The following is a 20,468-nucleotide window of genomic DNA, read 5'->3' as shown; positions in this document are numbered from 1 at the left end:
ATGAGCGATCAATCCGGCGACACCACAGCCACATTGGTCAAGGCGCTCGGCGGTGCCAGTTTCGGCCTGGGGCTGGGTGAACTTCTGGCCCCGGGCAAAGTCGCCGCGATCGCGGGCGTAGACGACACCAGCCGCTCCCGGCGGGTGATCCGCGCGCTCGGGGTGCGCGAATGCGGCCACGGCGCGGCCCTGCTGGGCGGTCGGGACAAGCTGGTCTGGACGCGCGTAGCGGGCGACGTCGCGGATATGGCCCTGTTGATCGCGGGTGTGATCGCCCGCGGTCCCGGGCGACGGCGCCGGGGCGCCATCTCGGCCGCGGTCCTGTCCGGGATCGGCGGCTTGGACCTCTACGCCGCATTGCGAACTCTTTGATCCGAGGGGAACCGTTGATCGCAGGAAGGAAAGCGGCGATGTCAAACGAATTGCAAGGAAAGAAAATAGCGTTTCTCGCAGCCGACGGCGTGGAAAAAGTGGAGCTCGACCAGCCGCGTACGGCGCTGCAAGAGGCCGGTGCGCGCGTCGAGGTGCTCTCGCTCGAGGACGGCGAAATTCAGGCGCGCAACCACGATCTCGAACCGGCCGGGACGTTCACCGTCGACCGGAAGGTGTCCGAGGCGTCGGTGGACGAATTCGACGGCCTGGTGCTCCCAGGCGGGACGGTGAACCCGGACAAGCTGCGCATGGACCGTTCCGCCGTTGCGTTCGTCCGTGATTTCGTCAGGTCGGGGAAACCGGTGGCCGCCATCTGCCATGGGCCCTGGACGCTGGTGGAAGCTGGTGTGGCAGTGGATCGGACGCTGACGTCCTACCCGAGCATCCGCACCGATCTCCGCAACGCTGGCGCCCATGTGGTAGACGAGGAGGTCGTCGTCGACGGCAATTTGATCTCCAGTCGTTCGCCATCGGACCTCCCGGCGTTCTGCGCGGCGGTCGTCGAGCAGTTAGCCCATGTGACGGCCGGTTAGCCGCGACGACTTTCGGGCCGGTCGGTTTGAATGTGGGGGTTTGCGGGCATTATCCCGCCAAGCCGTGATGAGCGGCGATCCGTGTAGGGGTTCTCGAAAGGCCAACAGTGACGACCACGTATCCCGAGCCCACTGTCTTGCCCACTCAGAACGTGTATTCGCCACAAGAGGATTCCAGGCTGCTGGTGGATGTGATGCACGATACCGGTCTGATCCCGGGACGGCGCGTCCTGGATTTGTGCACCGGCAGCGGTTTCGTCGCGATCGCGGCTGCGGGAATGGGCTGCGCCGAGGCGACGGCCTTCGACATCTGCCCGCAGGCCGTTCGCTGCGCTCGGGCGAACGCCGCGGTCGCCGGCGTCGATGTCGACATTCGCGAGGGGTCGTGGATAGCCGCAGTGGAGTGCGCCCCGTTCGACGTTGTGGTGTCGAATCCGCCCTACGTACCCACCCCGCCCGGCGCCGAGCTGGACGAGGTCTGCCCGGCCGCCGGTCCGTCGTGGGCCTGGAATGCCGGCCAAGACGGCCGCCTGATACTCGACCCGCTGTGCGAATCGGCGCCCAAGCTGTTGCGCGACGGGGGGACCCTGCTGCTGGTGCACTCGGCGCTCGCCGGTGTGCAACAGTCGCTGGATTCCCTCAAATGGGCCGGCATGGACGCGGAAGTGATTGCCTCGAAATGGATTCCGTTCGGACCGGTGATGTCGTCCCGGGCGAACTGGCTGGAGGAGGTCGGCTTGATACCGCGCGGGCGCCGGGAAGAAGAGCTGATCGTGATCCGGGCGGAAAAGCAATGAGCCCCACCCGGGTTCAGGTGGTTCCCAACGGGCCGGTGCTGGTGTCGGGTCCGGTGCGGATCGAGATGCCCGGCGGCGAAGTCGTCGAGTCCGACCGCTTCATGGTGGCGATCTGTACCTGCCGGCGCAGCGGCAGGTACCCCCTGTGCGACACCAGCCATCGCAGGTGCCGTCGCCTCAACGAGGCGACCGCTACCGCAGCGGCTCCCGCAACGACGTCTGATCCTGCTTCCACGAAGCCATAATCGTTTCCGCCAAGCGGTTTTCCACCGCGGCGTGGGCACGGATCCCGAAAATGACATCCTGCTCGAGCTGCGGCTCGCGTGCGACGAGATCGCCGACCACATCGCTGCGCACGACGTGTTCGTGTACCGCGTCGGCCTCGACGTGCTCGCTGTAAAAGCCGATGCAGGCTGCGGGTGCCTGCAGGCGTTGCAAGGCCTGCACCATGCGTTGGGATCCCGGTGGGGAAGTGATCTCGGTTGACGCGAAGTGCCCGATCGCGGCGCCGCGCAAGGAGCGGTGCAGTCCGAACAGCGACATGAGATTGACCACCGCCAACGATTCGGCCGGAACCGCGTCGACGTAACCCCAATACGTCGCATCCAGCCCGGCCGCCGCCAGCAGATCGGCGAACAGTTGCTGATGCAGTCGCGGGCCCCGCCCGGCGCCGTACTCGTCGAACTCCACGGCCACGAAGGCCGCCTTGGCGGTGCCCATCAGGCGCGGAATGGCCCACGCGTGCGGATCGCCCTCTTTGAGGTGATACAGGGAGCGGTGCACGAAGTATTCGCACATCTGCTGCCACGTTCCGGTGTCACGCAGGTAGTACGACGGGCCGGTGCCGTCGACGGGTTCGACCGAAATGGCCTCCATCTCGGCCGCCGCCGTCCGGTCGGGTTCGATGGGCCCGACGTCGCGGCGCACGCCGGCCAAAAACACGCGCTCCAGCTCGGCGCGCAGCGCCAGCAGCGCGGGGTTCCACTCCCACGCGGGGTCCACGCCGGTGAACCCGCGGTAGTGCAGCTCGTAGCACACGGACAGCGCCAGCTGCAGATCCAGGCCGTAAGGGTCGGAATCGCGGACGGATGCACCGATGCGCGCGAAGTGGTCAACCGACGGCGGCCCGGTCAGTGCGCAACGAACGGCCGTCGACAGCGGCCCGTGCGCCGCCGGCAGGACGGGTTCAGTCATGGTTGGTGTGGAAGTCACGCCGGTGACTACCCGTAACGGGGCCCCGGCAAACGGCGCCGCAACACTTTTCGGCGTGCACTAATCGGATTCTGTCGGCAATCGGAAGGTGATGGCGGCCGTGGTGCCGGTGGCTGCGGTCTCGAGTTCCATCGACTGGCTGAGCGCCGTGATCAGCGGCAAGCCGCGCCCACCGTTGACCGGGTTGGTGGCCGGTGGCTTCCACGAACCGTAATCGGTGATCCGGGTGCGTACTTCGTCGCCGTCAAGGCTGATCTCGACCACCATGGTCCCGGCGACGAATCCCCGGTACGCGTGCTCGACGCAGTTGGTGCAGGCTTCGTTGACGACCAGCACGATGTCGGCGGCCAGCTCATCCGTGATGTGGGCGGCGCGCAGCCAGTCCGCCAGCCGGTGCCGGATGCGGACCAATTGATCTGCGGTCGCGTTGCTTTCGATGCGTAGCGGAGACTGGTGGTGACGGTAGATCACCATCGCCACGTCGTCGTCATACCCGGCCTCCGGCGCCAGCTCACGAAGCACCTCATCGGCGACGGTGTCCAACGGCAACGTCATCGTCTGCGCCAGAACCGCTGCCGCGCGGGCGATTCCGTCGTCGATCGACTCATGTTTGCGTTCCACCAACCCGTCGGTGAACAGCATGAGGGTCGAGCCGGGCTGCAGCACGCGCGTGGTCTGCGGGCGCGGTGCATCGCGGCGAACCGCCAGCGGTACCGAGGCGGCATCGGTCAACAGGGTCGTCGTGCCGGGCTCGGGTCCGGTGAGCACGGCCGGCATGTGCCCGGCGTTGCTGTATTGCAACGCTCCGGTCTCGGTGTCCAGGATCGCGAGAAAGACGGTGGTGCAGTAGGCATTCGGGATGAGTGATGCCGCCGAGTCGAGTTGATCGAGCAGCACCGCGGGTTCGGCACCGTTGATCAACAGCGCTCGCGCGGAACTGCGTAGCTGCCCCATGATCGCGGCCGCCGGCAGGCCGCGACCCACGCAGTCGCCGACGACGATGCCGATACGGTGATCGCCGATGGGCAACACGTCATACCAGTCACCGCCGATCTCCAACGGCAGCACCGCTGGTTCGTAGCGCACCGTGAAACCCGGTGGGGGCTGCACCGGTGGGAGCATCGCACGCTGCAACGTCAGCGACGTCTCGCGGGCGTTCTCGAATTGCCGGACATGCTGCATGGCCAGACTCAGATGGCTGATCAACACGGTGACCAACAGGCGGTCCTCCCCGCTGACCCAGCGAGGTGTGCGTAGTTCCAGCCACAGCGCCAGGTCCCCGGTGCCGGAGAGCACCGCGACCAATCCCTGTGCCTTACCGGGATGATCTTGTGACTCAACGGTCTTCGCGGTCAGCGGTAGTTGGTGACGCGCATCCTGGAAAGTGTCACGCAACGACCGGTCCAGCTTGCGCCACGACGTTGCCGGGGGCTCGCCCGCGACGTGGACCGTCGGGTCGCCCTCGCCGCTGGGCCACAACACCGCGACCACGCGCTGCACGTCGATTGCCGCGCGGCACTCGTCGAGCGTGATCGACAACAACTCGTCGACGCTCTTGGCCACCGCCACCGCCGTGGCCAGGCGCAGCACCGCGCTCTCCCGCGCCGCAAAAGCGCGTTCCGCGGTGATATCGCGAATGGTCCCGACGTAGGCGTCGCGGTCACTGCCGGATTCCTTGACCGCGCTGATGCTCACCTTCACCCAGGCGAGATGCCCGTCGCCATGGCGGATCGGCGTTTCGTAGTCGGCCCTGCCGTGGTTCATCACCAGGCCTATTTGTTCGGCCGCCGTCTTCGTGTCGACCAGCCACGGGTGCGGCCACCGGTAGGGCAAACCCTCGCTGGGAAACCCGAGGATGTCGATGAAGGCGCTGTTTATCTCGACCACGGAGCCCTCGTGATCGGCGACGAAGAACCCTTCCTGTAGCGAATTCACCAGCGCGTTGCGGAATTTGTCGCGGTCGGCCAGCCCCTCGGCGCGCGCCCGCTGTTCCGCATAGCGCCTGTTGCCGTCGATGAAACCGCGCATGGCGACGTCGAGGGGGACCAGCAGTTGCAGCAGGAACTCCAGCGCGATCGGCCCATCGATGCGCGCGTCTTGCGCGATGTCAAACACCAGCCGGACGTGGTTCTCGACGATCTCGAGCAGGCTGACCTGATCCTGCAGCGCCGTGCGACCGAGCTCGTAGCCGATCGCCAAGCTGGCCTCGTCGCGGGTGTCAAGGTAGGCGCGCAGCGCGGCGGCGTACTGCGCGTGGAAGCCGTCGTGCTCGCTCATGTCAACGCCCCCTGTGACGTGCGGTCAGCACCATCGCATCGTCGGATTCCTTGGCGTGCTTTCCGAGTAGTTCCTCAGCGATAGACATAGCGGTGGCCGAGAAGTCGATGTGGTCCAAATAATCGTCGGCGATTCCATCGGTTCTCATCACGAGTAGGTCGCCGGGGCGAATCGAAATTACCTGCGCGGGCCGGATTTCCGGTATGCGGTAACCGACGATGCCCGCGGTGAGACGTGCACTGGAGCGGATGTTGACCCCGGCGGGTGCCTTGGCCACCAGATCGGCGGAGACGTTGCCCACACCGGTCCACGTCAGCGTGTTGGCGGCAAAATCCACCCGCGCCAACGTCATTGCGACTCCTCGGGTGCCGGTCAACACGCGGTGGCAGAGCTGAATCAAAACCTCCACCCGCTCGGAACAGGCGCAGTTGACCGCATCGATGGCACGCAGCGCGGCTTCCGCGGCAGCAGGCCCGTGGCCGAGGCCATCCAATACGCCGAACAGCGCGGCATTGCCGTCGACGTCGACGGCGATACCACGATCGCCGGAGGTGTACTCGCTGGGCAAAGGGCGGCCCGCCCTCGCCCACTCGATGGGTCCGAAGCGGCCGCTTTCATGCACGGGGAGGGACCCATTTCCACATTTCGATGACGGTTCCCTGGCCGACAGTGGACTCGACGACCAACCGGTCCATCAAACGGCGCGCACCCGGCAGCCCCATCCCCAGCCCGCGGCCGGTCGAATAACCGTCCTCCATCGCGCGTTCGATGTCGGCGATCCCGGGCCCCTGATCCTCGGCGCGCACCACCAGGGCCTTGCGGCCCTCCCGGTCGGCCACCCCGACCCGGACGGAGCCGCGGCCGGCGTAGCTGGTGATATTGCGGGCGATTTCCGAGATCGCGGTGGCGATCATTGTGACGTCGGTCAGCGAGAATCCCAAGTCGAGGGCAAGTTGGTGTCCGGCCTTGCGGGCTTCGACGATGTCGTCGGGATTGTCGATGGCGAAGACGATATCAGCCGCCACCATTTCGCCCGATCGTCGGTTTTCGCTGCGCCAGTTGACGATTCAGGAGTGCGAGGCCCTCCTCCAGGTCGAGTGCGGTGTTCATGTCGTCGAACGCCAGACCGAGCTGGACCATCGCGAAGGCCACCTCCGGCTGCAGGCCGACGATCACCGTGTCCGCGCCGCGCAGCCGGGTCATGTGCGCGATCGTGCGCAGCGACCGGGCCGCGAAGGAATCCATCACGTCGATGGCGGTGACGTCGACGATGATGCCCTGCGCGCGGAACCGGCTGACGCGCTCCATGAGGTCGTAGCGCAGCCGTTCGGCGTCGGAGTCGGACAACGCGGCCTGCACCGAGGCGATGAGGATTGAACCTTGTTTCAGGATCGGTACTGGCATGCGGCGCTCGCGTTCCTAACTGTCACCCGGTTTGCTCGCCGGTACGAGTCACCTCGTAACCCAGCAGCCGCTCGGCTTCCTCGATGCCACCCTGCAGGTCACCGACGGCGTTCATCTTGGACAGGTCCAGGCCGATCGTCACCAATGTCAGCGCAATTTCCGAGGACAGGCCCGTGATGATCACGCTGGCACCCATCAACCCCGACGCGTCGACGGTCTGCACCAGGTGGTTGGCCACCGTCGAGTCGATGGTCGGCACACCGGTGATGTCGATGACCACCACTTTCGCCCGGTTGGCGCGGATGGCGCGCAAGAGCTGTTCGGTGACCTGGCGAGCGCGCTGACTGTCCAGCACACCGATGATCGGCAGGATGAGCAGCTGCTCACGCACCTGCAGCACCGGCGTCGACAGCTCCCGGATCGCCTCCTGCTGCTGGCGGATGATGCGCTCGCGTTCCTGCACGAAGCTGACCGCCACGGTGTTGGCGATCCGGTTGGCGGCCGGCTCATAGGCGTCCAGCACCCGGTTGAGCATCTCGAATTCGGTCTGGTACTTCTCGAACAACGAGCGCGCCAGCACGTCGCGGAGCAGCAGGACGATGCCGACGACCTCGTCGGTTTCCACGCCTCGCGGGATGATGCGTTCGGACAGGTCACGCGCATAGGCCTGCAGCGCCTCGACGCTACCGGTCTCGAGCACCTCGACGTAGTTGTCGTAGACGGCCGTCGCTTCGGAAAAGAGCTCCTCAGGGGTCATCGCGGTGAGCAACTCGGCCACGGTGATGCGGCGGGCCCATTCCTCTCGCAAAACGGTCCGGTTCTGCCGCAGATGTTGAACTAGCTGGGGCAGCAACCCCTCGCTGGAAATGCCGACGACTTGCGCTCCGGTGCCGCTACTGTGGAAATCCGATGGCGAATCTGACATATGGCCTCCCCAGGCCTCCCGAGTACGCGTCACGCCCTGCGGTCTGCAGTTCCCTTTGGGAGACTAGCGTGGGTTGCCGCGGGGCACGTGTAGAGGGCATATTCTTCCCGCAGTTCGTACGGCAGGCTAGGGTTGAACGACGCCACGGCCCAGGACAAAGGATTGCCATTGTCAGCACCTGACTCGATTACCACGTTGGTTGAGGACCACGACGGTGTTTCCGTGGTCAGTGTCAGCGGCGAAATCGATTTGGTCACGGCTCCCGCCCTGGAACAGGCCATCGGCGCGGTCGTTGCGGAGAATCCCACGGCACTTGTCATCGATCTCTCGGCGGTGGAATTCCTCGGTTCGGTCGGGCTGAAGATCCTGGCCGCGACCTACGAGAAGTTGGGCAAGGACACCGGGTTCGGCGTGGTCGCGCGCGGTCCGGCCACACGCCGGCCGATCCACCTGACCGGTCTGGACAAGACGTTCCCGCTGTACCCGACGCTCGACGATGCGTTGACCGCGGTGCGCGACGGCAAATTCAGCGGCTAGCAATTCCGCGCGACGCCGGGCGCGCCAGGTGCGATGATCGCGGCTATGGACGTCGATCATCCGCAAGACGACCAGCGGTGGGATCACCGTGCGCGTGGTGAAACCGAAGTGCAACGGCTGGACCGCAATTGGAACAGCCTGCTGCAGGAGCTGCGCGTCGTCCAGACCGGGGTGCAGCTGCTGACCGGATTCTTGTTGACGCTGCCGTTCCAGCAGCGATTCGATGTACTCGGCCACCACATGCGCGAGGTCTATCTGGCCACAGTGGTCTGCGCGGTGTGCTCGACGGTGTTGCTGATCGCCCCGGTTGCCATGCACCGGATCCTCTTCCGGCGGCATCGGCTCCAAGTTCTCGTGTCCGCCGCTCACCGCTGCGCCTACGCCGGGCTCGGGCTGCTCGGCCTGGCGCTGATCGGCGTGACCACCATCATTTTCGCCGCGGTGGCCGGGCGGGACGTGGGCCTCGTCGCGGGGGCGTGCGCGCTGCCGCTGTTCATCTTCTTCTGGTTGGTGCTGCCGCTGATGCTGCGCACCCGCGGCATGTAGACACGCACCCGCGGTCAGCGGCCGGGCGCGAGTGCCGTGATCCGGGTGGATTCCAGGTGGTCGAGCAGGTCTTGCGGATCGGCGAAGATCGGGGTGGCCCCGGCCTCCTGCAACTCCGCACGGGCGATGCCGCCGCTGAGCAGTCCGATGCACGGCAATGCCGCACCCGCCGCGGCGTGCGCATCCCATACGGCGTCCCCGACGAACACCGCGTGCTCGGCGTCCACCCCGGCTCGGTCCAGCGCTACCCGCACGATGCCCGGTTCGGGTTTGGCGGTGTCGACATCCCGGGACGACGTCGTCGCGGAGATGACGTCGTCGCAATCGAGCACCTTGCGCAAGATCTCCAATTCGTCCTCGGGTGCCGAGCTGGCGAGCACGACCTGCAGCCCCAGGTCCGCGACCCGGCGCAGCAATGCGCGGGCCCCGGGCAACGGTTGCAGCAGCCCGGTGAGCTCCCGGTAGTACTGGCTGTGTGTGTCGCTGAGCCGCTCGGCCACATCGGCGGGCGCGTCATCCGACAGCGTGCGCACCAGCCGCGAGCCGTCCATGCCGATGCAGCGGTGGATTTGCCACGACCCCACCACAATGCCTTCGGCTTCGAACGCGCGCTGCCACGCGTGGACGTGCAGGTAGTTCGAATCCACCAGGGTCCCGTCGACGTCGAACAGGACGGCGGGCGCGCCGCCCGCATCCGGTCGCACTGTCATATGCCGGGCATACCCATGCCGGGCCGGGCTGACACCAGGCGGTGGTGGGGCGTCGTGGTGATCCGCGCAACCGCCGCCAGGTTCGTCCGCGCGTTCGCGCGAATAGCGCTGGCACCCAATGGTTCTCACGAGCAACCAGGTTGGATTACCGCGGGAGCGGCGCGGTCGGTTATCCCGGCCCGGCGGGGGAGACCCCGGACACGTAAGCGGATGCTGACCGCGGCCGAAATTTCTTTTCTCAGATGGGTGTAGGGCGTGCGCGAACGGGGTACTGCCTGCGCCACGGGGGAGTACAGGAAAGTGCGTCAGCCCGTTGCAGAGCAGGGAGGAACTCCGATGGCGACCACCACCGACTACGACGCACGCCGTCTATCCGACAACGACACCCAGGACAAGTCCCCGCTTCGCGAGCTGGCACCGACCCTGCAGGGGGCCGGCACCGCCGTGGTGGATGAGGACCCCAACGACGTGCACGTCTTCGAGCTGCCCGGTGCCGACCTGTCCGGGGAAGAGCTGACGGTGACCGTGGTTCCCCAGCGGGCCGACGAGTTCACCTGCTCGAGTTGCTTTTTGGTGCAGCACCGCAGCCGGTTGCGTCGCTCCAGCTCCGGCCTTCCGGTCTGCGCTGACTGCGCGTAACGACGCGAGGGCTTGCGGGTTGACCCGCTGAGCGTGCCGTGGCGCCGACTCGCGCCTGCGCCGAGATGTCACAGGCTTGATCTATCTTCATCGGACAAGTCCGCGTCGGCGCGAACGGCACGTTGAGGAGTCATGGAGAAGATTCTGGGGTCGCTCCTCTTGCTGGGGTTAGCTCTCCCTTGGTATTTCACGCAGAAGGCCACCGGCAGCGCGCCGGCCGGATTTCTGGCCGGACTCGGCGGGCTCGTGGTGGCGGTCGTGCTCCTGTGGTGGCTTTCGGTGCAACGGGACCGCTATCAGGCCGACGCACACCGCCGGCGCGACTTGAAATATGCGAGATCCGGGCTGCGGGCCATCGATCGAATGCCCGGCGCCGAATTCGAGGAATTCGTCGCCGCCCAGCTTCGCGTCGCCGGCTACGTCGTCACGCCGACGGCGAGCACCGGTGACTACGGGGTGGATCTGATCGCCAAGAAAGACGGTGTCCGCATGGCGGTGCAATGCAAAAGGCTCGCGAAGGCCGTCGGTGTCGCCGCGGTGCAACAGGTCGTTTCCGGGGCGCTGCAGTACGGCTGCAATCGGACGGTCGTGGTGACCAACCAGACGTTCACCAAGGCGGCCCGCCAGCTGGCATTGACCCACCAATGCCGGCTGGTAGGGCGCACGCAGCTGCAGGGCTGGACGCGGGTGGCGCCCATCCCGGTGCGCGGCCCCCGGCGCGCACCGAGCGTCGCGCCGGGCACCGGCGGCGGAAACTAGCGGCCGCGAGATGCCCCGGAGCGCAGTGCATTCCGGCGCTGTTCACGTCAGCGCCGAGCCGTGTCGTCAATGACCGGGCGCTCGAGCGCGGGCATGACTTGCAGTGCGTGGCCGATGGTTTCGACAGGACCCCGGTCGGCACCGCGTCGAGGCTGGCGCCGTTGGTGAAGTGCGGTCCCCGACGTTCACCCATAACCTGCTTATCTATGCGAGGCATCGCGAACATCGATGGCGAACTCCGGCGAGTGGCCGGCTTGGACGACCGCCAGCGGGGGTAGCGTCATAGCTGCTCTGGGAGAACACGTAGCGGATTCGCGGGCGGTGCGATGCAGCTGGTCTGGCTAAGCGCTGCCGCCCTGATCGCCGAGGCTGGCGGTGATCCCTGGGAGATCAACCGGAGTTTGCAGGCCGGCAGCCCATTCGAGATTTCTCAATTGGCGGATGCGTTTCATCAAGCGGGCCGATGCACCGCGGAGGCCGACCATGCCTTCGAGCAAGCCCGCAGCCGCTTCAATGCGGCCTGGAATCACCAGAATGGCGACCACCCGATCAACGATTCCGCCGAAGTGCAGCGCACCGTCAAATCGCTTGGTGCGCAATCCCTGCAACTGCCCAAGATCGCGGCGGACCTGCAGAACGTCGCCGCCGCCTTGGCCGCGGCGCAGCAGGCCGGCGCCAAAGAAATCGCCACGTTAGAGGCCCAACTGCAGCAGCTCGACACCATCATCGGGGCGGCCATCCAGGACCTGCAAGACCCCGCCCTGGACGCGAATTCCCGAAGTGTGCTGCAGTCGTTGATCAACGACGCTAAAGCCGATGCTGCCGACGACACGCGATCAGCCCTGGGTCAACTGCAGGGCATACGAAATGGCTATTCGGGCACGCTGCAGAACTCACTGACCACCCTGCGTTCCGACGGCTACGACCCCAAGCCCCTCGCGCCGGCGGACGCCCAGGCGAGCCCCGAAGAGTTCGCAGTCCCGCCACCTGGCACCCAGCCCGAAGATGTCAAGCGATGGTGGGATTCCCTCAGCCAGCAGGAAAGGGATCAGCTACTCGCTCAGCATCCGCCCGAGTTGGGCAACCTCAACGGCATCGACACCGTCTCTCGTGACACGGTCAACCAGGCGGTGATGAACGACGACATCGCCCGCGTCGAGAACGCCGCCGCGCAAAATCAGGTTTCGGTCGACCAGGTGACCCAACACCCGGAGTTGTATGGCCTCGCGCCGTCGGCCGTCACGCGCTACGACAACGCGGTGAAGACCAAGAGTGGGCTCAGTACAGATTCCGACGGCGGCAAGAACCCGGTCTTCTTACAGACCTATGACCCGGAGGCGTTCGAGGGCCGGGGCAGGGAAGCCATTGCTATCGGCAACCCTGACCATGCCGACAACACCACCGTGCTGGTGCCGGGGACTGGCAGCAGTGTCCGGGACGGCTACCTGACGCACCGTGATGGGCTCAATGTCTACAGCGAAGCCCAGCGAGCCGACCCGACCAAGTCCAATTCGGTTCTGGTGTGGATGGGCTATCACGCGCCCGACAGCGCAATTGACCCTCAGATCGGCCAAACGACGCTGGCGAGAAACGGGGGCGGCCTTCTCGCCGGGGACGTCAACGCGCTCGCGGTGACTCACGACGGTGCCCCCTCCCACGTAACCGTCATGGGCCATTCCTATGGCTCGACCACAGTGGCCGACGCCGCCGCCGGTTCGGGGATGCACGCCAACGACATCGTGCTCGTCGGCTGCCCGGGAACCGACCTCGCCCACAGCGCCGGCAGCTTCAACCTCCCCGAAGGGGGACACGTGTACGTGGGCGCCGCGTCAACCGACCCGATTACGCACTTGGGCGGCATCCAGGGGCATCTGCCGGGAACGGGAGTCACCATCGGGCTCGGTGACGACCCCGCCGTCGAAGGGTACGGTTCGACGCGGTTCAAGGCCGAAGCCCCAGGCCTCACGTTCCCGCTGAAGGATCACAGTTCCTATTTCACTCCCGGTAATGAATCGTTGTTCAGCATCGGTGACATAGCATCTGGCCACGGTGACGCGTTGGCCCACGACGGCATGACCGCACAGCACCGCGGCACTTACTGGCTACCTGATGAATTCGATCCAGAGTCGCTTCGGCGCCCGACCGGAGGTCATTACCATTGAAACTTTCGACGATCACCTTCGAGAGGATCGGCATCGCCGTGTGGCGTTCGGTGGTTATCTACATCGCTGCGGGGGTGCTTGTCCTCGCGCTCCAATCATGCAGCGCCGTAAGGAATGTGAGCGAAGGGGTGCCTAATCCAATGACTCCCGACCAGTCCAGGGCGCAGGTGGTCAACGCGGCACGGGAAATCGTTACCACCCTGGGTCTGAAGGGCGTAGCCGCGAACTTCACGCGAGATTCCTGTAATGACCAAGCTGTGGCGCCTTTTCGGGGACGAGTGGAACTCAAATACGACCACGCGCCAACCCTGGAAGCATCCCGAGCCGAGATTCAGCAGATGGTCGGGAGGCTCAAACAACACGGCTGGGGAGGTCCGGGGGATTTCCACACGCACGGCTCCGCCGTGAGCAAGCAAGGGGTGACGGCGGTATTTGATCCGTACTCACCGGTCCAGAAGTCAGGTGGATCGATCAGCATCTACGGGGAGTGCCGGGACATGACGACGAAACAGAACACTCTGCCCGAGCCGATACCGGCCGATCAGTTGGGCTGAGGCCGGCACGCCGGGCCAGATGGCCCTGGCGCCGTCGAAAAACCAGCTTTATCAGCCAGTTCTGAGTCGGGGTGGCGGGATTCGAACCCACGGCCTCTTCGTCCCGAACGAAGCGCGCTACCAAGCTGCGCCACACCCCGCTTGAAGCTCCGACAGCCTATCGCACCGGCCTATCGGCTGGCCAAACCGCGGTGCGCATGGTCACTTTCAGTCACGTGAGCGGCTGCGGACCGCGATACGGGTCCGGTCTGTCAACGCACCGAAGCTGTTGGCTGCGAACGGCTCAGATCACTGACCGCGTCGCGGTCGCCCATCGGGGCGGCGATCAACGTCAGCATGGTGGCCTCCGGCCGGCAGCAGAACCGCACCGGCGCGAACGGCGAGGTGCCCATTCCCGCGGAGACGTGCAACTGCATGCGCGCGCCCCACCGCGACGGCCCCTTCGCGCGGGAGCGGTCCAGGCCGCAGTTGGTCACCAGAGCGCCGTAGAACGGCAGGCACACCTGCCCGCCGTGGGTGTGTCCGGCCATCACCAGCTGATAGCCGTCGGCGGCGAAACGGTCCAACACCCTGGGCTCCGGGGAATGGGTCAGCCCCAGCCGCAGGTTCGCCGCCGGACTGGCCGGGCCCGCGACGGTGTCGTAGCGGTCCCGGTCGAGGTGCGGGTCGTCCACGCCCGCGGCGGCGATGTGCAGTCCCGCCACCTCGAACTCGCGCCGAGTGTGGGTCAGGTCGAGCCAGCCGCGCTCGGTGAACACCGCGCGCAGGTCCTGCCAGGGCAGCGGCTCGCCACGGACCCGGTGCGACGGGTTGGTCACGTAGTTCAGCGGGTTCTTCAGGCGCGGCCCGAAGTAGTCGTTGCTGCCGAACACGAAGACACCGGGTCGTGACAGCAGGTCCCCGAGGGCCTGGATGACCGCCGGGACGGCCTTGGGGTGGGCCAGGTTGTCTCCGGTGTTGACCACCAGGTCGGGTTCCCAGCCGGCGAGCTCCCGCAGCCACGCCTGTTTGCGGCGCTGGCCGGGTGTCATGTGGAGATCACTGATATGCAGCACGCGCAGCGGTGTGGAGCCCGGACTCAACACGGGCATCGTGATCTCGCGCAGGACGAAGGCGTTGCGCTCGATGATCGCGGCATAGCCGAGGCCGGCGACACTCGAACCGAGCGCCGCGGCACCGGCACCTATCAGGACGGGCAAGGCCCCGCGACGATGCGGTCGGCGCAGCGGACCGGTGAGGAGCGGGGCGATCGGACGTGCATCAGCCATGGTGGCAGCCTACTGCCGGTCGCGGACCCGCAGCGTATCTCTTGCGTCACGGCGGCCAGCCGTACGACGATGCGGCCCGCGAAGTGGGGTGCGGAGGAGTGCGGCAATCAAGCCCAGCCGTACGACGATGCGGCCCGCGAAGCGGGGTGCGGAGGAGTGCGGCAATCACGCCTATGGGGGCGGCGGCTGCCCGGGCGCCGGCGGCGGTGGCGCCATCAGGGGAATGGTGATCGGGGGCAGCCCCGGAATCTCGACTACCTGCGAGCCGATCGGCACGGGCGCGCCTTCCGGGGGCGGAGGCGGGGCGGGCGGGATGCCGTTGCTGACCTGAATGGTGATGATCGAGCCCGGAATCGTTGCGCCGCTCGGTGTCGTGCCGACCACCTCACCCTGCTTTGCGCTGCTGTTGACGAAGTTGTTTTGGTCGGCGACCTGGAAGCCCGCCTCCTTGATGCGCTGGCGTGCCGCATCGATGTCCAGGCCCGCCACGCTCGGCACCCGCGACCCGGGTGCTCCGTCGACGTATCGAGGGTCGGTGGGCGGCAATTGCACCGGCCCGAAATTGGTGGCGATCGGCTTCATCGCGGTGAACCACGTGCGCGCCGGTTCGTTACCGCCGTACAGGTCGCCTTCGCCGCAGTGCCGCAGCGGAGATGAACACAAATCCGTTGGGTTGGTGGAATCGTCGTAGATGTAGTTGGCCGCTGCGTAGTGGTTGGTGAAGCCGACGAAGCCCGAGGAGCGGTGGGCTTCGGTGGTGCCCGTCTTACCGGACATCGGCAGGTCCCAGCCCGCCGCGCCGGCCGAACCGGCCGCCGTGCCACCGCCCAAGGCGTCCTTGCTCATCGCGTTGGCCAGGGTGTTGGCCAGCCCCTCGGGGACCACCTGGTCGCAGGTCTCGGTGGTCACGGCGACTTCGTTGCCCTTGCGGTCCACCAGCTTGTCGATCGGGTTCGGCGGGCACCAGGTGCCGCCCGAGGAGAGTGTGGCCGCCACGTTGGACAGCTCCAGCGCGTTCACCTCGATCGGGCCCAGGGTGAACGAGCCGATGTTCTGCCGTTTGACGAAGTCGGCCAGGCTTTCGTTGCTGTCGGGGTTGTAGTCGCGCGCGGTGCCGGGGTCGGCATAGGACCGCAGCCCGAGCTTGATCGCCATGTCCACCGTGCGCGTCACGCCGACCTGCTGGATCAGCTTCGCGAACGCGGTGTTGGGCGAAGTGGCAAGCGCGTCGGTCACATTCATCGACCCGCGGTAGTTGCCGGCGTTGATCACGCACCAGTTGTCCTTCGGGCAGCCCTTGGCCCCGCCGCTGCCCATGCCCTTCGCCTGGAAGCGCCCCGGCACCTCGAGGGTGGCGTTGATGCCCATCCCCATGTCCAGGGCCGCGGCCGTGGTGAAGATCTTGAAGACGGATCCGGCGCCGTCGCCGACCAGCGAAAAGGGTTGCGGGCGCATGGTTTGACCGGCGTCGACGTCCAGCCCGTAGGTGCGGTTGCTGGCCATCGCCATCACCTTGTGCGACGTCTTGCCGGGCTGGATCACGCTCATCACGCTCGAGATGCCCGGCAGCGTGGGGCTGGCGAACTTGTCGATGGCGGACTTGACCGGGAGCTGCACATCCGGGTCCAGCGTGGTCTTGATCAGGTAACCGCCCCGGGCCACCTGTTCCTTACTGATCCCGGCCCGGGAGAGGTACTCCTGGACGTAGTCGCAGAAGAACGCCCGATCGCCCGCCGCGATGCAGCCGCGCGGCAGCTCATTGGGCTGCGGCAGGATCCCCAACGGGGTGGCCTTGGCGGCTTGTAGTGCGTCGGCCTCCTGCGGGATGTTCTCGATCATGGTGTCCAGCACCAGGTTTCGCCGCGCCAGAGCACCCTCGGGGTTGGTGTACGGGTTGAGCGCGCTGGTCGACTGCACCATGCCCGCCAGCAGCGCCGCCTGCTGCCAGTTCAAGTCGGCGGCGTTGATGCCGAAGTAGGTCTGGGCGGCATCCTGCACGCCGAACGAGTTGTTGCCGAACGAGACCAGGTTCAGGTACCGGGTCAGGATCTCGGGCTTGGTGAACGTCTTGTCCAGCGTCAGCGCCATCCGGATCTCGCGCAGCTTGCGTGCCGGGGTGGTCTCTACCGCCGCGCGCTTCTCCGCGTCGGTCTTCGCGGTGACCAGCAATTGGTAATTCTTGATGTACTGCTGCTCGATGGTCGAACCGCCGCGCGTGTCCACATCACCGCGCGCATAGCCCGCCAGCCCGGTCAGCGTGCCCTTCCAGTCCACCCCGTTGTGGTCGGCGAACCGCTTGTCCTCAATGGAGACGATTGCCAGCTTCATCGTGTTGGCGATCTTGTCGCTGGGCACCTCGAACCGGCGCTGCGAGTACAGCCACGCGATGGTGTTGCCCTTGGTGTCGACCATCGTCGTCACCGCGGGCACCTCGCCCTCGAGCAGCTGCGCCGAGCCGTTGGCGACCACTTCTGAGGCCCGATTCGACACCAGACCTATGCCACCGGCGACGGGAAACAGGAGCGCCGTGGCGACGACGCTGGCCAACAAACAGAGCCCCGCGAGCTTGAGAATCGTGAGCGCTGCCGGGGGGCGGTCTGACATGGGTACTACAGTAGCGGCCCCTAGTCACGCCGCCACGCTGCAACTTCACCCAAAATTTCAGCCGCCCGTGCCCCGCGGCCGGCGATCGAGAATTTGCGATTGCGTCACAGGTCAGACGGGTAACACAGTGTGCAAGATCACTTCGTCCCCCCACATTCTGTACGAGACGGCACGCTCGTCCCAAAAAAAGCGTTATCGGACTGTTGCGCAATTGGCACCTGACCACCTAACTTAGACACACGGTGAGATTCAGGTAACACCGAAGTACATATGAGGCGTAGATCGCAAGGCGGGATCTGCACCCCGGAGGGCGGCCGTGACGGGCGGCCGGTAGGGAAGGGAACAGTTCGTGTCACCAATACGGTCGGCGGCGCGTAGGACGAACATTGCAGCCGCACAAGGGGTACTCCGCAGCGTTGATGCTGAAGAACGGATCGCTTGGGTCTCGAGGGCTCTGTGCCGCACGACCGATCCCGACGAACTGTTTGTCCGCGGCGCGGCCCAGCGCAAGGCGGCAGTGATCTGCCGACACTGCCCGGTGATGCAGGAGTGCGCCGCAGACGCGCTGGACAACAAGGTCGAGTTCGGGGTTTGGGGCGGCATGACGGAGCGGCAACGCCGCGCGCTGCTCAAGCAGCACCCCGAGGTGGTGTCCTGGGCGGACTTCTTCGACAAGAGCAGAAGCCGCACCGCCGGCTGACCCAGCGCCGATAGCTAAGGGCTAGGGGCTCATCCCGCCGAAGTTATCTGGTCGGCGAGGGCCCGCAGCGCTTCCAAATCCGAAACGTCAAACGGCAGCGACGGGACACCGACGACCGGCACGTGCGGATTGGCTCCGGTGAACCGGGACAGCAATCTGACTTCCCGCTTGGCGGTTAGCGCGCGTTCGGCATGAATTCGCAACACGACTGCGGCCAGCGACGCGGCCTCGGAATCCCTCTCGTGCTCCAGCATTTCGGTGCCGTCGATCGCCCGCTCGGCCGGCAGGGAGCACAGCGTCGGGTGCGTGCGGTTCAAGACCAGCCCGGCGAGCGGCATCCCTTCTTGCGACAGCCGGTCGACGAAGAAGGACGCCTCGCGCAGCGCGTCGGGCTCGGCGGCTGACACCACAACGAATTGCGTGCCACGCCTTTTCAGCAGCGCGTAGGTGCGGTCGGCCTTTTCCCGGAAGCCACCGAATGTGGCGTCCAGTGATTGCACGAACGCCGCGGCGTCGCCGAGCATCTGCGAGCCCAGGATCGTGGACAGCGCCTTCATAGCCAAACCCATTGCGCCGGTGACCAACCGGCCGATGCCGCGGCCGGGCGCCAGCAGCAGCCGCCACAAGCGGCTGTCCATGAAGCTGCCCAGCCGCTTCGGTGCGTCCAGGAAGTCCAGCGCATTGCGCGACGGTGGGGTGTCGACGACCACCAGGTCCCAGCGGTCCTCGGCCAGTAGCTGACCCAGCTTCTCCATCGCCATGTACTCCTGCGTGCCGGCAAGCGAACTGGCGACCGTCTGATAGAACTGGTTGTCCAGAATCGCTTGTGCGCGACCGGGTCCGGAGTACTGAACCACCATTTCGTCGAAGGTGCGACGCATGTCGAGCATCATCGCGTGCAACTCGCCGGAAACCTCAGCCGCCAGCGGGACTCGTTGCGGCGTGTTGCCGAGGTCATTGACACCCAGCGCCTGAGCCAGCCGTTTGGCCGGATCGATCGTCAAGACGCAGACGTTGCGGCCGTATTCGGCGGCGCGCAGCGCGATCGCGGCGGCGGTAGTGGTCTTGCCCACGCCACCCGCACCGCAGCACACCACCACCCGGTTGGATGTGTCGGCCAGGATAGCGGCCATATCAAGCTGTTTCGGTGTGGTGCTCATCGAACTCCCTGCTGCGCAAGCGATTCCGACAGTTCGTAAAGGCTACCGAGGTCGACGCCGTCGGAAATCGCGGGGAGTTCCAGCCGCGCCACCTTCAACGCATCGAGCTGTTGCGCGATTTCGGAACGCGTGGCGATCACTGTCGCGTGCTCGATGGTCTCGGTAAGCAGCCCGGCGAAATCGTGGTCGTTCAACGTGATTCCAGCCTTTTCCAGGCCGGCCCGCACCGAGTCCGCGTCGACGTCCCCCTCGGCGGCCTTCGCCAGATCCGCCGGCTGCAGGTAAGAGGGAATGTTGCGGTTCACGATCACGCTGCCGATCGGCAGTTGCATGTCGGCGAGCTCCTCGATGGCTTCCAGCGTCTCTTGGACGGGCAGCGCCTCGAGCAGGGTGACCAGGTGGATGGCGGTCTGCTCGGAGTGCAGCAGCTTGACCACGCCGTCGGCCTGCGAGTGCACCGGGCCGCCCTTGGCCAGGTCCGACACGGCCTTGGTGACATCCAGAAAGCGCGCGATCCGTCCCGTCGGAGGGGCGTCGACGACGATCGCGTCATAAACCGGAAGCCGGTTCTTGTCGACGCGTATCACCGTCTCTTTGATCTTCCCGGTGAGCAGCACGTCGCGCAGGCCGGGCGCGATGGTCGTCGCGAACTCGATCGCACCGATGCGGCGCATCGCCCGGCCCGCGATGCCCAGGTTGTAGAACATGTCGAGGTATTCCAGGAACGCGGCCTCGATGTCGATCGCCAGGGCGTTGACCTGACCCCCGCGTTCGGCGGTCGCGATCTTCACCTCCTGATACGGCAGGGGCGGGACGTCGAAGAGTTGCGCAATCCCTTGGCGGCCCTCGACTTCCACGAGCAGGACTTTGCGGCCCCCGGCTGCCAGCGCCAGCGCGAGAGCCGCCGCGATCGTCGACTTGCCGGTACCGCCTTTGCCGGTCACGAAATGTAGGCGGGCCTTCGTCAAGCGTGCCGGCCAGCCGACGGCGCTGCCGCCGCTTGATGTGGTTGCCACCTTCGCATGCTAGCCCGGCCGGGTTGGCCGGAGCGGTTCACCTCCGACCGATAAGCTCGCCGCATGAGCCAACCGACCGCATGGGAGTACGTCACCGTCCCGTTGCTGACGCACGCCACCAAACAAATCCTCGACCAGTGGGGCGCCGACGGCTGGGAGCTGGTGTCCGTGCTGAACGGGCCGACCGGCGAGCAGCACGTCGCCTACCTGAAACGCCCCAAGTAACGGGGCAC

The 20,468-nt window shown here is 66.2% G+C and carries 23 protein-coding genes and 1 tRNA gene; 12 read left to right on the top strand and 12 right to left on the bottom strand.

All coding sequences use genetic code 11. The features are described 5' to 3' along the window. The 4 genes from A5775_RS09315 to A5775_RS24720 all read left to right on the top strand — a co-directional run bounded on the left by A5775_RS09315 (position 1) and on the right by A5775_RS24720 (position 2,007). Positions 1–372, top strand: coding sequence for a malate dehydrogenase (locus tag A5775_RS09315; RefSeq protein ID WP_067251042.1), 372 nt, complete (start codon positions 1–3; stop codon positions 370–372). A 38-nt stretch (positions 373–410) separates the two neighbouring features. After that, positions 411–965, top strand: coding sequence for a type 1 glutamine amidotransferase domain-containing protein (locus tag A5775_RS09310; RefSeq protein ID WP_067251040.1), 555 nt, complete (start codon positions 411–413; stop codon positions 963–965). Between the two features lie 107 nt (positions 966–1,072). Then, the gene (locus tag A5775_RS09305; protein ID WP_067251038.1) at positions 1,073–1,762 is read left to right on the top strand and encodes a HemK2/MTQ2 family protein methyltransferase; all 690 of its coding nucleotides are present in this window, start codon (positions 1,073–1,075) and stop codon (positions 1,760–1,762) included. Beyond that, positions 1,759–2,007: a CDGSH iron-sulfur domain-containing protein gene (locus tag A5775_RS24720; RefSeq protein ID WP_082952936.1), complete on the top strand. Its 249-nt coding sequence runs from the start codon at positions 1,759–1,761 to the stop codon at positions 2,005–2,007. The genes A5775_RS09305 and A5775_RS24720 overlap by 4 nt, the downstream gene beginning before the upstream one ends. Here A5775_RS24720 and A5775_RS09300 read toward each other — a convergent pair. The 6 genes from A5775_RS09300 to A5775_RS09275 all read right to left on the bottom strand — a co-directional run bounded on the left by A5775_RS09300 (position 1,955) and on the right by A5775_RS09275 (position 7,580). Further along, the gene (locus A5775_RS09300; RefSeq protein WP_082952935.1) at positions 1,955–2,956 is read right to left on the bottom strand and encodes an iron-containing redox enzyme family protein; all 1,002 of its coding nucleotides are present in this window, start codon (positions 2,954–2,956) and stop codon (positions 1,955–1,957) included. The genes A5775_RS24720 and A5775_RS09300 overlap by 53 nt on opposite strands. A gap of 78 nt (positions 2,957–3,034) precedes the next feature. Then, the gene (locus A5775_RS09295) at positions 3,035–5,251 is read right to left on the bottom strand and encodes a SpoIIE family protein phosphatase (RefSeq protein ID WP_067251035.1); all 2,217 of its coding nucleotides are present in this window, start codon (positions 5,249–5,251) and stop codon (positions 3,035–3,037) included. Between the two features lies 1 nt (position 5,252). Then, positions 5,253–5,873: a SpoIIE family protein phosphatase gene (locus tag A5775_RS09290; protein ID WP_067251032.1), complete on the bottom strand. Its 621-nt coding sequence runs from the start codon at positions 5,871–5,873 to the stop codon at positions 5,253–5,255. Next, positions 5,866–6,276: an anti-sigma regulatory factor gene (locus A5775_RS09285; protein WP_067251393.1), complete on the bottom strand. Its 411-nt coding sequence runs from the start codon at positions 6,274–6,276 to the stop codon at positions 5,866–5,868. Before A5775_RS09285 ends, A5775_RS09290 begins: the two co-directional genes overlap by 8 nt. Next, entirely contained in the window at positions 6,266–6,655 is a 390-nt protein-coding gene (locus A5775_RS09280) for an STAS domain-containing protein (RefSeq protein WP_067251028.1), read from the bottom strand. Before A5775_RS09280 ends, A5775_RS09285 begins: the two co-directional genes overlap by 11 nt. Before the next feature lie 22 nt (positions 6,656–6,677). Continuing rightward, on the bottom strand, positions 6,678–7,580 hold the full coding sequence (locus A5775_RS09275; RefSeq protein ID WP_067251026.1) for an STAS domain-containing protein: 903 nt from the start codon (positions 7,578–7,580) through the stop codon (positions 6,678–6,680). Positions 7,581–7,748: 168 nt separating this feature from the next. On the opposite strand from A5775_RS09275, the gene A5775_RS09270 reads away from it, so the two are divergent. Both A5775_RS09270 and A5775_RS09265 read left to right on the top strand, forming a co-directional pair. Further along, complete coding sequence (locus tag A5775_RS09270) at positions 7,749–8,117, top strand: STAS domain-containing protein (protein WP_156660635.1); 369 nt, start codon at positions 7,749–7,751, stop codon at positions 8,115–8,117. A gap of 45 nt (positions 8,118–8,162) precedes the next feature. Next, the gene (locus A5775_RS09265) at positions 8,163–8,663 is read left to right on the top strand and encodes a DUF6328 family protein (RefSeq protein WP_067251021.1); all 501 of its coding nucleotides are present in this window, start codon (positions 8,163–8,165) and stop codon (positions 8,661–8,663) included. Between the two features lie 14 nt (positions 8,664–8,677). Here the strand turns inward: A5775_RS09265 and A5775_RS09260 are convergent, their stop codons facing one another. Further along, positions 8,678–9,373, bottom strand: a complete 696-nt coding sequence (locus A5775_RS09260) for an HAD family hydrolase (RefSeq protein ID WP_067251019.1) — start codon at positions 9,371–9,373, stop codon at positions 8,678–8,680. Positions 9,374–9,709: 336 nt separating this feature from the next. Between A5775_RS09260 and A5775_RS09255 the strand changes: the two genes are divergently transcribed. From A5775_RS09255 to A5775_RS09240, 4 genes are all read left to right on the top strand, one after another. After that, the gene (locus A5775_RS09255) at positions 9,710–10,012 is read left to right on the top strand and encodes a DUF4193 domain-containing protein (RefSeq protein WP_067251016.1); all 303 of its coding nucleotides are present in this window, start codon (positions 9,710–9,712) and stop codon (positions 10,010–10,012) included. Between the two features lie 132 nt (positions 10,013–10,144). Further along, entirely contained in the window at positions 10,145–10,771 is a 627-nt protein-coding gene (locus tag A5775_RS09250; RefSeq protein ID WP_067251014.1) for a restriction endonuclease, read from the top strand. A gap of 326 nt (positions 10,772–11,097) precedes the next feature. Continuing rightward, positions 11,098–12,933, top strand: a complete 1,836-nt coding sequence (locus A5775_RS09245; RefSeq protein ID WP_067251013.1) for an alpha/beta hydrolase — start codon at positions 11,098–11,100, stop codon at positions 12,931–12,933. Next, on the top strand, positions 12,930–13,487 hold the full coding sequence (locus A5775_RS09240) for a hypothetical protein (RefSeq protein ID WP_082952934.1): 558 nt from the start codon (positions 12,930–12,932) through the stop codon (positions 13,485–13,487). The genes A5775_RS09245 and A5775_RS09240 overlap by 4 nt, the downstream gene beginning before the upstream one ends. A gap of 66 nt (positions 13,488–13,553) precedes the next feature. On the opposite strand, the gene A5775_RS09235 is transcribed toward A5775_RS09240, so the two are convergent. The 3 genes from A5775_RS09235 to ponA2 all read right to left on the bottom strand — a co-directional run bounded on the left by A5775_RS09235 (position 13,554) and on the right by ponA2 (position 17,359). After that, positions 13,554–13,627, bottom strand: a tRNA-Pro gene (locus tag A5775_RS09235). Between the two features lie 111 nt (positions 13,628–13,738). Then, positions 13,739–14,755 (bottom strand): metallophosphoesterase, encoded by a 1,017-nt coding sequence (locus A5775_RS09230; protein ID WP_067251011.1) that lies wholly within the window; start codon positions 14,753–14,755, stop codon positions 13,739–13,741. A gap of 171 nt (positions 14,756–14,926) precedes the next feature. Beyond that, complete coding sequence (gene ponA2 / locus A5775_RS09225; protein WP_067251009.1) at positions 14,927–17,359, bottom strand: transglycosylase/D,D-transpeptidase PonA2; 2,433 nt, start codon at positions 17,357–17,359, stop codon at positions 14,927–14,929. Between the two features lie 349 nt (positions 17,360–17,708). Here ponA2 and A5775_RS09220 point away from each other — a divergent pair, with 349 nt between their 5' ends. Beyond that, positions 17,709–18,059: a WhiB family transcriptional regulator gene (locus tag A5775_RS09220; protein ID WP_067251006.1), complete on the top strand. Its 351-nt coding sequence runs from the start codon at positions 17,709–17,711 to the stop codon at positions 18,057–18,059. Between the two features lie 29 nt (positions 18,060–18,088). Here the strand turns inward: A5775_RS09220 and A5775_RS09215 are convergent, their stop codons facing one another. Together A5775_RS09215 and A5775_RS09210 are read right to left on the bottom strand one after the other, a co-directional pair. Then, a complete protein-coding gene (locus A5775_RS09215) occupies positions 18,089–19,219 on the bottom strand; it encodes an ArsA family ATPase (protein ID WP_067251004.1) in 1,131 nt (376 codons plus the stop codon). Then, entirely contained in the window at positions 19,216–20,235 is a 1,020-nt protein-coding gene (locus A5775_RS09210) for an ArsA-related P-loop ATPase (RefSeq protein WP_067251002.1), read from the bottom strand. Before A5775_RS09210 ends, A5775_RS09215 begins: the two co-directional genes overlap by 4 nt. A 63-nt stretch (positions 20,236–20,298) precedes the next feature. Between A5775_RS09210 and A5775_RS25335 the strand changes: the two genes are divergently transcribed. Next, on the top strand, positions 20,299–20,460 hold the full coding sequence (locus A5775_RS25335) for a DUF4177 domain-containing protein (protein WP_008263345.1): 162 nt from the start codon (positions 20,299–20,301) through the stop codon (positions 20,458–20,460). Positions 20,461–20,468 lie beyond the last annotated feature (8 nt).

This window comes from Mycobacterium sp. 852002-10029_SCH5224772, from assembly GCF_001667315.1.
Classification (GTDB): domain Bacteria; phylum Actinomycetota; class Actinomycetes; order Mycobacteriales; family Mycobacteriaceae; genus Mycobacterium.
This window is presented reverse-complemented; position numbering and strand designations above follow the sequence as displayed.